Source organism: Treponema sp. R80B11-R83G3 (assembly GCF_054786115.1).
In genome coordinates this window covers 1-12,746 of sequence record NZ_BDHF01000049.1, presented here as the reverse complement: position 1 = coordinate 12,746, position 12,746 = coordinate 1, and the positions used below count along the sequence as shown (strand labels likewise).

Sequence of the window (12,746 nt, the reverse complement as noted above, 5' to 3'; positions counted from 1 at the left end):
GAACCTTCCATTCAAGAAGAAACAGAAAAACAGAAAACAAAACTTTCCGACATTTTTAAAGACGCTTTTTCCAATGATCATCTGCGAGTTTTTTTAATAATTTTCTTTTTAGTTATTCTTGTGTCAGGCGTTACGCGAACATTTGTTATCGTTTACGCTCGCGAAGTGTTTGGGCATAACGATGGTTTAATTTCCCTGTACTCCGTCTTCGGCGGGCTTGGCTATCTTATGGTCGGCTTAATTGTAAAATTTTTAGTGGATCGAGTCGGCGCAAAACCGCTTTTCCTTGTTTGCGTGATTCTAGGGCTTATAAGTTTAATACCTGTTATTTTTATTCCGCAAACGGCTATTGGTAATGTTGCCGGCTCTATTCTTTTTCTGTCGTTTTTATTTTTTATGCTTAACTTCGGCTTTCTTGGCTCTGAAGGAATCGCGCAGACTTACTTTTTTGGATTGGTTCCGCCCGAAAAAACTCTTGACATGGGAATCCTCTATTTTTTTATTTTAGGCATTGCAGGCGCAAGCGGCTCTTTTTTAGCCGGGCTTTTCCTTGACTTTTTCCGTTTTATCGGGCTTTCTCATTTTTTGGCGTTTAAAATACTTTTTATTATATTGGTAGGTTTAACGGTACTTGCCCTCTCCATGCAAAAGAAAATGAAGCCTTTAGGCTCCCTTCCGCTGTCAAACGCGCTGGAAGTTATTTTCTCCGTCAGGGACCTTCGCGCGATTAGTTTGTTAGGCAAACTGAATAAAGCGGAAGATTCATTACAAGAAAAAATGCTTCTTGGCGAACTGCACAATACCCCTTCCCACCTCGCGATTGACGGAATACTGGAAAGGGCGTGTTCGCCAAAAATGGCAACGCGCACGGAAGCGATAAGGGCGCTTGAGATGCTTCAAAAACTGAGCAAGAAAGCGGAAAAAGCGTTAGTTGACGACGCTGTGAATAATCCTTACACCACCGCTTATATTTCCGCGCGTATTTTAGGAAAACATAATTGTACCGATGCCATTCCTATGTTACGTGAAATTACCAAATCAGGGGATTATATGCTCGCGGGAGAAGCGATAATCGCGCTTGCAAAAATGAAAGATGAAGATTTTCGTCCTGAGATAGAAAAATTAATTTTAAGTTCGGATAACCCTCGGCTAAAAATCATGGGCGCGGAAGCTCTCGGCATATATCACAATGTTGAATCTGTTCATGTGTTATTGGGTCTTTTGCGCGAAAAAAATCCGCAGTCGTATTTAAGGGACGAGATTATTCTTGCAATCGCCGCCATAATTGACACTCAAAAAAAGTTTTACAAAATTTTAGCCAAGTTCGCGGCGGATAATTCGCTTGCCGCGACTCTGGCGGCGGACGAAGCGGAAGAAGCTCTTGAATTTGTTAAAACCGCTCTTGGTAAGAAGAAAGTTTCAGACGAAAAAATATCCGTGGTAAAATCCTTTGCAGAGAATTATTATAATGCCGTAAACAAATATGTAAAGGAAAATGACGGAGCGTCTTTATCGCGCCTGATTTTAGAATTGCCCGATGAATATTTAAAAACGGAAAGCGTTATAAAGTCCGTTTTTTCAGAAGCGGTTATTGATAATGATTTAAGCGGCTATGACAGCCTTCGCTTATTAATTGTTCATTGGTCAGCGCAGGAATTGCGTATTTGGGCGGTGATGGTGAGATAAATTGAGGAGAAGGGGAGATTAAGAATTTACCACGCGCTAAATAAACGCACGGCGTAGCCGTGTAGATGAATAATGCCGCATAGCGTAGCACCAATAAATGCCGCAGTTTGTTTTAAAAGCAAGGTCACCTTTAGGTGACCGACAGTGCGCACCACACGAACACCACGAACTTTTTGCACATATCTTGTTGTTGTTCGTGTTGGTTCGTGTGGTTAGTGGTAGAATATTTTTTGATCCCTTTATTATTTTTACTAGCCTTAATCATGAATTACAATGTTTCATCAATGGCTTTGAGAATTTTCTTTTTAAGAGCATTTTTTTGATCATGCTGTGATTTCATTGTTTTTAAGGTGTTTGATTCATCGGTTTTTGAAAATAAGTCTGCTGGCTCTATTTTAAGAGCTTTTGCTATCTGGTTGAGGGTATCCGCAGAAGGAAACCGCTTCATAATTTCTATTTTTCCTATCAGGGTAGGCGAACAGCCGATTTTTTCCGCTAATTTCATCTGAGAAATTCCCAATATCTCCCGGCAACGCTTCATGTTTCTAGCCAAGAGAATACGGACATCGGTCATGGTTATCCCTCCAACAGTATAAAAAATTGTCGTATTTGTACGAAAACAGCGAAATAGACTAAAAGTCTTTATATTTATAGACTATTAGTCTTGCAATAAATTAAGATATATGATAAAATTTGATAAGAAAACAGTGGCAGACGTTATTAAGGCGGTTGTTGCAGTTTTAAGGGTGTCAAGTTTTGATTTGTATGCTGGTTCAGTTACGGGTTTTATTGTACATATAAAACGTTATGTGCCATTAATTCTGAAGTTTTCAGAGATAATGATAAACGGCGGCATCCATGCCGCCGCTAAAACTAAAGTCATGTGGACTTTAAACACAAAGGAAGAGCATGAAACAAAGAATGGTTTTAGGGGTAGGTTTATTTTTGTACTTTATGACAGGAATAAACGGTTTTGCACAAAACACAGGCAAAGCAAATTTTGGAGCATATCCTGCTGATTATGCGATAGCATATTTCTCTATGCTTGGGAAGTATCCTGCACCAACTGTCAGGCAATTATTTGGGCCAGATGCCAAATTTGCTACTTCTCTTCGGGGAGCAATGCCTACGATTGTGGAAATTGAAAGTTCAAACGGGAATGCGAATGAATTTACTGCGCAACTTCTTCTTACGGTAAAAGCACCTGAAAAAGGTGATTTGAAAATGGGGCGGCTTATTGTAACTTTCAGGTCCGATAAAACGGCGGAAATGAGTTATTGTCGATACCTTAAATTCGTAAACTTAATGAACGGTAGCACATTGGAAGAGAGATCCAACGGTAGCCAAGATTCCGATGGTGAATTATTAGGAAATTTTGTCGGCATAATGGAGCTTTTTTGGGATTCTAATATATTTGAATAAATAAATTTCAAATGTATTAAAATTATTATAGCCCGCCAGCTTCCATGCTGGCGGCTAACGTAGCAGAATTAACGGCACATAACAGGTCTGTATGCGCAAACCGCCTGAAGGCGGTTTGGGTTCCATTCGGCTAGTGTTCCGTAAAAGACAGACAACAAAATGTTGCATTTTTGATTTTATTATTTAATAGCATAAGTGCAGGTAATTATGATAAAAATGAATGATTTACCATCTTTTTTCTTTATATTTTCATATATTTGCCAAATAGGTATTTTGTAATATGTATTTTACAGAACACTAGGTCGCCTAAAGGCTTCCTCGCCTCACTACACCCACGTTTTTTGCGCCCGTAAAAATGCTTCGCATTTTTCCTTATCGGGCGCAAAAAAACGTCTTTTACCGTCGGAACGTTATGCGCTAAAAGTTCGTGGTGTTCATGTGGTTTGTAGTAAAAATAAAACATTTTATCTAGTAATAAAGTAAGAAAGAAATGCAATCACAGTAAGAAGAGCGATAAAAGTGACGACATAAATCCAAAAAGGGATAGGGTCGCCTGCATGATGTTGTTTTATCCTGGGCGGCTTCATTCTTGGGTTTTTGGGCTGTTTTGGAGGCGGAGAGGCTGAATAGCCGCACATTGGGCAGCCGTTTTGGAACATCCTGTCCTGACCGGAATAACCGCAGGACGGACAGCGGACTGAGGCGAAAATACGTCCGCAGTATGGGCAGTTTTTTACTTCGCTGCCCACTTCATTGCCACAATAATCGCAAAAAAAACGAGGTTTTTTATTCAATGTGAAGCCCCTAAAAATACAAGTAATTGCTGAATACTCATCTCTGTAATTATCGGTATTTTTTTATGCCGGACAGGAGGGTGAAACGCCTTTTTGGGGGCACTCACTGCATGGGGCAGTCGCCGCCTGAGTTGATTGCGAATTATCGCCGCTTTTGGGCTTTGCGTCATGGGTGGGTTTCGCGTCGGCTGACACAAGAATAACTAAAAAGAAAATTATTAAAAAAACTCGCAGATGATCATTGGAAAAAGCGTCTTTAAAAATGTCGGAAAGTTTTGTTTTCTGTTTTTCTGTTTCTTCTTGAATGGAAGGTTCCGGCACTTTTCTGATAACATATCCGCTTATTACTCCTGTGATTACTCCAATAATCAATAAAATAGAAAACACAAAAATCGGCGGCTCCATGCCAAGCACCATCGCTATCAGAAAACTTCCGAACATTCCAATCGCGCTATTGATGATCTGAACCTGCGTCATATAACTGCCGCGATCGGGGCCGCTTGCCAATAAACTTAAAACGGGATTATTACCAATCATTCCAACGCCCCGGAAAAGATGAAACAAAAACACGCCCATTATAATTAAAAGAAGGGCAATATTTCTGTGACCCGCGTAATCGACAAACGGGGCAGCCGCCGCCAGTATCATACAGATTGATCGCATTATCCATGTAAAACTAAAAATCCCGATTATTGAAAACCTTTTTGCAAGTACTTTGCCAAGCGGAAGCAGAAATAACGCGATATAAAAAGCGGCGCTCATAAGTCCGATATAGGTTGAGGAAGCGTCCAACCTGAGGGCAAATAAAGTTATAATAATTCCTACCAGCAGATTCCATGAAACGGCGTTTAAAACGTTAAAAAAATTGTATACGTCCCGCGCCTTGCTCAAGCGGTAGGGAGATAACTGCGTCGTCATATTCAAACTTTATCAATCTAAAAAGTAAAATACAAGTAAGCGGAAACAGATATAAAGTTTTTATTCAGTTTCTATATTGTAATTTTATTGAATCTGTGGTATAGAATAAATATGATAAAAGAAGCGATTATAATGGCTGCAAAGAGAGAGAATCTCTCTTATGAATGCGCCGAAACTGTTATGAATGAAATTATGGAAGGTAAAGCCAGCGAAATACAGATGGCGGCTTACCTTGCGGCAATGTCCGTGAAAGGCGAGACTATTGATGAAATTACCGCATCAGCCGCGGGGATGCGCAAGCACTGCGTCAGAATATTGCATGACATGGACGTACTGGAAATTGTCGGCACAGGCGGGGATCATTCCAATTCCTTCAATATATCGACTACTTCCGCGCTGGTCATTTCTTCTGCGGGGTTTCCTGTTGCAAAACACGGCAACCGCGCCGCGACAAGTAAAACGGGGGCGGCGGACGTTCTTGAAGCGCTCGGCGTCGATATAACAATTCCCCCTGAGCAAAGTTTGAATCTTTTAAAAACCATCAATCTTTGTTTTCTCTTTGCGCAGAACTACCACATTTCAATGAAATATGTAGCTCCCGTCAGGCGCGAGCTTGGCATTCGCACAATTTTTAATATGCTCGGCCCGTTGGTAAATCCGGCTGGCGCGAACATGGAATTGTTAGGCGTGTATGAGCTTGATCTGGTTGAACCGATGGCGAAAGTTTTGTGCAATCTTGGAGTAAAAAGAGGCATGGTTGTTTACGGTCAGGACGGGTTAGACGAAATTTCTCTTAGCGCTCCTACTACAGTCTGCGAATTACGAGACGGGTTTATTAAAAGTTATGAAATTAAACCCGAACAATTTGGATTTGAACGCTGTAAAAAAGAAGACATGTTAGGCGGAACTCCGGCTGAAAACGCGCAGATAACAAGGAGTATTTTAGCGGGAGAAAAAGGCCCAAGACGAAACGCGGTACTTCTCAATTCAGCCGCCGCAATTCATATCGCTAAACCGGAAATAGGCATAAAGGAAGCCATCGCTATCGCGGAAGAGGCAATCGACTCAGGCAAGGCAAGCGAACAACTTAAAACATTTATTTCTATGTCGCAGAAGAAAACAGTTTAGGAGGCTTCCCCTCTTGAAAAACCCTCCCGCTATTTTAGGCAAAATCGCTTCAAGCACGGTTGTCCGCGTAGAAAAAGCAAAAAATGCCCTCTCCTTAGAACAAGCGCGGGATAAGGCAATTAAGTTAGCTGAAACTGAACACGTTGAAAAAAATCGCCTGCCCTTTGAGAGCACTGTTGCAGTTCCCGGGCTGTCATTCATCTGTGAGGTAAAAAAAGCGTCGCCCTCAAAAGGCGTAATAGCGGAAAATTTTCCATGGTTGGAAATTGCGAAGGAGTACGAAGAAGGCGGAGCTTCGGCGATTTCCGTTCTGACAGAGCCTGAGTTTTTTTTGGGAAGTGATAATTATTTGCGCGAAATTTCCGCAGTCGTGAAAATCCCTACGCTAAGAAAAGATTTTATTATCGATAAATACCAAATTTACGAAGCGAAATTATTGGGGGCAAAAGCCGTCCTATTAATCTGCGCCCTGCTTGATCAGCAAACATTAGCTGATTTTATCACTACCGCAAAAGAACTTGCTTTGGATTGCCTTGTAGAAATCCACAATGAAGAAGAAGCGCGGGAAGCTCTTTCTGCGGGAGCGCGTATCATCGGCATTAACAACCGTGATCTTACCACTTTTAATGTTGATACGGGACTAACATCACGTTTAAAAAAACAACTTCCTTCCGGAATACTGACTGTCGCGGAGAGCGGCATAAAAACAGCGGATGATATTCACGCAATAAAAAAAACCGGCGTAGACGCTGTTTTAATTGGCGAGAGTTTAATGAGAGCGCCGGATAGAAAGGCGTTTTTAAAAGAATTGGTATAAATGTATGAATATAAAAAAACTATTTATTATATTTTTTACATTTATAATCATTTCCAATATCTATTCAGATGACAACAACTTTCAATTAACAAATCCGTCTTATTCATGGGGAATAGATGGGTTTGACGTTTTTTGGAATGCGGGGAGTTTTAGCGGAGAATATAATTTTTTAACGAATAATTTTGAAACATCCATGACAATAATTAATTTTTTCTTGGAACATCAAAATACTCATATTGGCATGGAATTTAATATTGTAAAACTAATATGGGATTATTATAGAAAAGAAGAAAATTGGATCCAAAATTTACATCTTCTTAATTTGAATTTATATTGGAATCCGTTAGATTTTGATAAAATAATATTGGGGCCTTTTGTATCGATGAATTATATTACGCAAAATAATGACGGGGTATTTGATTGGAATTATATAACTTTTAGAAGCGGGCTGCGATTTTTCTGGAGGTCAGCCAGTCATGATTATTATAAGATATTTTTCCAAAAAATAGGCATGGAAGCGGGATATGAAAATAAAAATGGCATTAATGGATTTTATGTTAATATAAACATTGACGCTTCAATATCATTATTAGCGTCATTATTATATTTATTCGGAGTATATATAATTTATTAAATGGGAATTTGACATAATATCTAAGAACAGTTATAATAATTATATGAAGACCAAAATTAATGCTTATTTATGTATTATGTGTTTATTTGCGGCAATTTCTTTATCGAATTGCGCTAAAACGCGTCAAAATGATTTTTCCAAGTATAATTTTTCATTGAAAGATACGTTATCTATATTTCTTTTAAATAATGAAAAAGGCTATTATTTTTGCATACCTGTTCAATATTCGGGCGATTATCAGATTGCAAGATTTGAATTTAATAAAGGTAATATATTAATTGGCGATTATGATATTTTATTGAAAAGAGACGAAATAAATATTTCAGTATACTTAAATGAAATGGCAGATGAAAACGGAAATCCACTTGAGAAATTTAACCTAATCTACATGGAAGAAAATGGCAAAGTATCGGTCTCAAAAATGACCGAGCCGTTAACGGTGAAAAATGAATCTGATTTTATGATGAACTATTATTATATTTTTATTGAAAAATATCTAACAGATAATGATATGAAAAATATAATCAATGAATATAAAAAGAAAAACGTTAATTCCAATATGTCCATTTGGTACGACCTTACCATTGATAACGAAGAGCAAAATGGAAGCGGGCTGTTAGATGATTTTGAACTTTATAATGGACTTGTTATCGATCCCGCTTGGTTTCCTAAAAATCTGGATTTTTTTAAGTCTAAATATATGCTAAAATAAAGTAAGGAGATAATTTTATGAAAACAAAGTATTTTGGAGTATGTATTTTAGTATTAATTGCCGTATTCATATCTGGTTGTGATAAAGAAAATAATCGGCAAAACCAAAGCACGATTTCTGTTTTTGGAACAGGCGCTGTATCAGTTCAGCCGGACGTAATTCAAATGAGCATTACGTTAAGCAAGGTTGCGCAAACGACTAAGGCGGCTCAGGAAGAAGTTACAAAAATGGTCAGACAGGCGATGAAAGTATTAAAAGACGCAAATATTGAAGATAAAAATATAAATACCGCCTCGCTGGAGTTTAACTCGGAATATGAATATACAAGCAGGCGTATTCTTGTGGGACAGAGAGCCCGGCAAAGTATAACTTTTTCCATTGAAAATATTAACGATGACAGCGAAAAAGCGTCATGGATAATTGATCAGCTTATTCAAATCAACGGGATAGAATTAAATCAAGTACAGTATAGCGTAAAAAATACAACTGAATATTATGTTAAGTCCCGCGAGCTTGCGTATAAAAAAGCCGTTGAGAAAGCTAATCAGTATGCGGAACTGTCGAATCTTAAAATAATTAAAGTATTAAACATATCGGATCAGGGGTCACAGCAAATTTCACCGATGAATAATATGTTTCAAAGGCAATTAGCTGATGAAGCAAAACTAGCTGAAGCCGATACTTCAACAATATTACCAATAGGTGAATTGGAAATTACAACGAATATATCTGTAATATTTTTATTAAAATAAAATATACTGATAAATGACACATAACAAATCCGCCCATCTGGCCGCTTGCAGGAGGTCAGACGGCGGACGCGATTGTTTTACAATCAGGCAAGGAAGGTAATTTTCTTATTTAAGATAACGGTAATAATGTCAATGATCCAGCCAATTACGAAGAGACCGCCTGTTATGATCCAAAGAAGCCCGATAATTACTTTGCCGCGAAGAATGCGGTTTATTCCTTGAACTAACGGATCAAGAAAAATTGTAAGAATAACATTTGGGATCCAGCCAAGTTTGTCAATTTCTGTTGATTTTGCCATAAAAACTCCTTATAAAAATATATGTAAGCATCCGCCAATTATGCGAATACTAATACGACGCTCCCAGTATACAAGGACTTTATAAAAATAGCAAGAAAAACTCTTATATATTGCAGATAATTGTTAGTAATAACAGATGCCGCTCCTGTAATTTTTTTTGAAAATGTGCTACATTAATAATATGCGTATTAAAATATGCGGATTATTCCGCGATGAAGACATTGATTACGTAAATGAATCGCGCCCGGATTTTGCCGGCTTTGTATTTGCAAAAAGCTCAAGACAGGTCTCCGCTCCTCTTGCCCAATATCTGCGTTTCCGTCTTGCGGACGGGATAATTCCAGTCGGCGTGTTTGTAAACGCGCCTATCGCATTTATTACTGAACTTTACCATAACGGCATTATTTCCATCGCGCAGCTTCACGGCAATGAAGATGAAAGCTATATCGCGCAGTTAAAAAAGTTAAGCAAAACAAACATCAGGCAAACTGTTATTCCGCCGATTAAAGTGATAAAAACAGTAATCTTTGGCAGTAAGTCGCTTAATTCGCAGTTAAATTCTATGTCAAATTTAGTTGATTATTTTTTAATTGATTCAGGCGCCGGTTCCGGCAAAGCATTCGATTGGAAAAAGCTTAGCTCGGTTAAGTTCCCGAACCCCTGGTTTTTGGCAGGCGGCATTAACATAGAAAATATTGAACAGGCAATGGCTCTTAAGCCGTTTGCCATCGACGTTTCAAGCGGAGTGGAAACAGACGGTTTAAAAGATCGGAAAAAAATATTAGAATTAACAGAGACTTTAAGACAAGGACGACTTTATGAAAGATGAAAAAAAATTCTCCGGCAGGTTTGGCGATTACGGCGGACAGTACATACCTGAAACATTGATGAATGAGATCATAAATCTTGAAAAAGCCTACAACCATTACAAAGATGATCCCACATTCAAAGCTGAGTTGGACGCGCTTTTAAAAAATTACGCAGGGCGGCCATCACTCCTTTATTACGCGGAAAAAATGACACGCGATCTTGGGGGAGCGAAAATCTATTTGAAACGCGAGGACTTGAATCACACAGGCTCCCACAAGATCAACAATGTACTAGGGCAGACGTTACTTGCAAAAAAAATGGGCAAAACAAGAATTATTGCCGAAACGGGAGCTGGCCAACACGGCGTTGCTGCGGCGACCGCTGCGGCTCTTCTGGGAATGGAGTGCGAAATCTTCATGGGAAAGGAAGACACCGAGCGTCAGGCGCTTAACGTCTACCGCATGGAATTGTTAGGCGCAAAAGTTCATCCTGTAACATCTGGCACTATGACGCTCAAGGACGCGGTAAATGAAACAATGCGCGAATGGGTAAGCAGAGTCCATGATACGCATTATGTGCTTGGCTCAGTGATGGGGCCGCATCCCTTTCCCGTAATTGTGCGCGATTTTCAGGCAGTGATCAGCAAGGAGGCAAGGGAGCAGATACTTGCCGCAGAGGGGAAACTTCCCGCCGCCGTGCTTGCCTGCGTTGGGGGCGGCAGTAACGCTATGGGTATTTTTTACAATTTTATAAATGATTCGGGAGTGAAGCTTATCGGCTGTGAGGCGGCAGGTTCCGGTATCAACACTGAAAAACACGCGGCTTCAATAGCAAAGGGGACGGTCGGTATTTTTCATGGAATGAAGTCCTACTTTTGCCAGAACGAAGAAGGGCAAATCGCCCCCGTGTACTCAATATCGGCGGGATTGGATTATCCCGGTATCGGGCCTGAACACGCATGGCTGCATGACACAAAACGCGCCAAATACGCGCCCGTTACTGACGAAGAAGCCGTCTGCGCTTTTGAATATCTTTCCCGCACGGAGGGAATTATCTGCGCAATAGAAAGCGCCCATGCCGTCGCCCACGCCCAAAAAATAGCGCGTAACTTTTCCGCCGATGAAAGCATGATCATCTGTCTTTCAGGCCGCGGCGACAAAGACGTGGCGGCAATTGCCCGTTACCGAGGGAGGACTATCGATGAGTAATATACAAAACGCTTTTAAGAACGGCAAAGCATTTATCGGCTTTATTACGGGCGGAGACCCGAATATTGAAAGCTCTAAAGAGTTTATTATGCAGATGATAAAAGCAGGCGCGGATATAGTGGAAATAGGCATCCCATTTTCCGATCCAATCGCAGAGGGGCCTGTGATTCAAGAAGCGAACAACCGCGCCCTTGCCGCCGGAACAACTGTGGAAAAATTATTTAACCTTGTCGCGGAACTGCGAAAAGAGACAAGTGTCCCTCTTCTTTTCATGACATACCTCAACCCAGTTTTCCATTACGGTATGACCAATGGCAAACCTAATGGTTATTCAGGCTATGACGCTTTTTTTAAACATTGCAGTGATGTCGGCTTAGACGGCATCATCGTCCCCGACCTGCCGTTTGAAGAACAGCCGCCTGTGAAGGAAGCGGCAAGCAAACATGGCATCGATCTTGTTTCACTAATCGCTCCAACTTCACAAGAGCGAATAAAAGAAATCGCGAAGTCCGCCTCCGGTTTTATCTACCTTGTTTCTTCGATGGGCGTAACAGGAATGCGTACCGAGATAACCACAGACCTCGCTTCTATTACTGCGGCAATTAAATCGGTAACATCGACGCCTATCGCAATAGGCTTTGGCATTCACACTCCGCAACAAGCTGCGCAAATGGCGCGTATTGCTGACGGAGTAATTGTAGGAAGCGCGCTTGTAAAATTGTCAGCGCAGTACGGAACAGAAGCCGCGCCGCATATTTACAGTTACGTGAAGGAAATGAAAGAGGCTGTTATTAACTCTAAATAAATTGAAGGATTTTTATCAATATGGTTATAAATCTTGAACAAAATGATTTGCAAAAAGATATTGAAATATCAATTAAATACCCGGTAAAGAATAAAATTGTAGAGCGTATTGTCTCATTTATAAAATCGGTTGATACGCAAATAGAGTGTTATTCGGATGACATTGTAAAACTGGTAAATGTTTCTGATATTTTTTACATTGAAAGCGTTGACGGCAAAACTATCGTCTGTTGTGAGAAAGAAAAATATTTTGTTAAGAGCCGCCTGTATCAGATATTCGAAAAATTAAAAGATAACGGTTTCATACAAATCAGTAAATATTGCGTGTTAAATATTAACAAGCTGGACAAATTCAGGCCATTGGACAATAATCGCCTTGAAGCGGTATTATCCAACGGGGTTTATTTATGTATTACCAGAAAATATATTTCCGGCATTAAACAAATATTACAGGAGATGAATAAATGAAAGGAATAAAAGATATAATTAATTATATTATGTTTGTTACCGGCTCCGTTTTGGTTATATTGGCGGTATTTTCGATGTTGTTTAACGTTGAAATTCATTTTGTTCCCGCTATTTTTGAAATTTTCGCCGCAAATATTGTTATTGTTCTTGGTCTTTTTTTGCGCGGAAAATTCGAAATCCGTTATATAATTCTTGAATATCTTGTTGATATAAGTTATATAATCGCCATTCTTGTCGTATTTGGCCTTCTTTTTAATTGGTATTCCGCAATACCGGTGTGGCTTCTTGTTGTAA

General features: G+C 39.7%; 16 protein-coding genes. 12 read left to right on the top strand and 4 right to left on the bottom strand.

Annotated features, from left to right (window positions below; translation table 11 throughout):
• A partial coding sequence (locus tag ACYVRH_RS08275; RefSeq protein WP_461256448.1) for an MFS transporter occupies positions 1-1,686 on the top strand: 1,686 nt, incomplete at its 5' end.
• Positions 1,687-1,954: 268 nt separating this feature from the next.
• Here the strand turns inward: ACYVRH_RS08275 and ACYVRH_RS08270 are convergent.
• On the bottom strand, positions 1,955-2,260 hold the full coding sequence (locus ACYVRH_RS08270; protein ID WP_461256447.1) for a helix-turn-helix domain-containing protein: 306 nt from the start codon (positions 2,258-2,260) through the stop codon (positions 1,955-1,957).
• 335 nt (positions 2,261-2,595) lie between these two features.
• Here ACYVRH_RS08270 and ACYVRH_RS08265 point away from each other — a divergent pair, with 335 nt between their 5' ends.
• A complete protein-coding gene (locus ACYVRH_RS08265) occupies positions 2,596-3,108 on the top strand; it encodes a hypothetical protein (protein WP_461256446.1) in 513 nt (170 codons plus the stop codon).
• A gap of 464 nt (positions 3,109-3,572) precedes the next feature.
• Here the strand turns inward: ACYVRH_RS08265 and ACYVRH_RS08260 are convergent, their stop codons facing one another.
• Both ACYVRH_RS08260 and ACYVRH_RS08255 read right to left on the bottom strand, forming a co-directional pair.
• A complete protein-coding gene (locus ACYVRH_RS08260) occupies positions 3,573-3,902 on the bottom strand; it encodes a zinc ribbon domain-containing protein (RefSeq protein WP_461256445.1) in 330 nt (109 codons plus the stop codon).
• Between the two features lie 63 nt (positions 3,903-3,965).
• On the bottom strand, positions 3,966-4,820 hold the full coding sequence (locus tag ACYVRH_RS08255) for an MFS transporter (protein ID WP_461256444.1): 855 nt from the start codon (positions 4,818-4,820) through the stop codon (positions 3,966-3,968).
• A gap of 132 nt (positions 4,821-4,952) precedes the next feature.
• On the opposite strand from ACYVRH_RS08255, the gene trpD reads away from it, so the two are divergent.
• The 5 genes from trpD to ACYVRH_RS08230 all read left to right on the top strand — a co-directional run bounded on the left by trpD (position 4,953) and on the right by ACYVRH_RS08230 (position 8,863).
• Complete coding sequence (trpD, locus tag ACYVRH_RS08250) at positions 4,953-5,948, top strand: anthranilate phosphoribosyltransferase (protein ID WP_461256443.1); 996 nt, start codon at positions 4,953-4,955, stop codon at positions 5,946-5,948.
• A 13-nt stretch (positions 5,949-5,961) separates the two neighbouring features.
• Positions 5,962-6,765, top strand: a complete 804-nt coding sequence (trpC, locus tag ACYVRH_RS08245; protein ID WP_461256442.1) for an indole-3-glycerol phosphate synthase TrpC — start codon at positions 5,962-5,964, stop codon at positions 6,763-6,765.
• Positions 6,766-6,769: 4 nt separating this feature from the next.
• Positions 6,770-7,399: a hypothetical protein gene (locus tag ACYVRH_RS08240; RefSeq protein ID WP_461256441.1), complete on the top strand. Its 630-nt coding sequence runs from the start codon at positions 6,770-6,772 to the stop codon at positions 7,397-7,399.
• Between the two features lie 154 nt (positions 7,400-7,553).
• The gene (locus ACYVRH_RS08235; RefSeq protein ID WP_461256440.1) at positions 7,554-8,111 is read left to right on the top strand and encodes a hypothetical protein; all 558 of its coding nucleotides are present in this window, start codon (positions 7,554-7,556) and stop codon (positions 8,109-8,111) included.
• Between the two features lie 17 nt (positions 8,112-8,128).
• The gene (locus tag ACYVRH_RS08230; protein WP_461256439.1) at positions 8,129-8,863 is read left to right on the top strand and encodes an SIMPL domain-containing protein; all 735 of its coding nucleotides are present in this window, start codon (positions 8,129-8,131) and stop codon (positions 8,861-8,863) included.
• 83 nt (positions 8,864-8,946) lie between these two features.
• Here the strand turns inward: ACYVRH_RS08230 and ACYVRH_RS08225 are convergent, their stop codons facing one another.
• The gene (locus tag ACYVRH_RS08225; RefSeq protein WP_461256438.1) at positions 8,947-9,162 is read right to left on the bottom strand and encodes a hypothetical protein; all 216 of its coding nucleotides are present in this window, start codon (positions 9,160-9,162) and stop codon (positions 8,947-8,949) included.
• A 181-nt stretch (positions 9,163-9,343) separates the two neighbouring features.
• Here ACYVRH_RS08225 and ACYVRH_RS08220 point away from each other — a divergent pair, with 181 nt between their 5' ends.
• From ACYVRH_RS08220 to ACYVRH_RS08200, 5 genes are all read left to right on the top strand, one after another.
• Positions 9,344-9,991 (top strand): phosphoribosylanthranilate isomerase, encoded by a 648-nt coding sequence (locus tag ACYVRH_RS08220; RefSeq protein WP_461256437.1) that lies wholly within the window; start codon positions 9,344-9,346, stop codon positions 9,989-9,991.
• Positions 9,981-11,180: a tryptophan synthase subunit beta gene (gene trpB / locus ACYVRH_RS08215; protein WP_461256436.1), complete on the top strand. Its 1,200-nt coding sequence runs from the start codon at positions 9,981-9,983 to the stop codon at positions 11,178-11,180. Before ACYVRH_RS08220 ends, trpB begins: the two co-directional genes overlap by 11 nt.
• Positions 11,173-11,985 carry a tryptophan synthase subunit alpha gene (trpA, locus tag ACYVRH_RS08210; RefSeq protein WP_461256435.1) on the top strand — a complete coding sequence of 271 codons (813 nt, stop codon included), beginning with the start codon at positions 11,173-11,175 and terminating at the stop codon, positions 11,983-11,985. Before trpB ends, trpA begins: the two co-directional genes overlap by 8 nt.
• Before the next feature lie 20 nt (positions 11,986-12,005).
• On the top strand, positions 12,006-12,452 hold the full coding sequence (locus tag ACYVRH_RS08205; protein WP_461256434.1) for a LytTR family DNA-binding domain-containing protein: 447 nt from the start codon (positions 12,006-12,008) through the stop codon (positions 12,450-12,452).
• A partial coding sequence (locus ACYVRH_RS08200; RefSeq protein WP_461256433.1) for a hypothetical protein occupies positions 12,449-12,746 on the top strand: 298 nt, incomplete at its 3' end. The genes ACYVRH_RS08205 and ACYVRH_RS08200, both read left to right, overlap by 4 nt.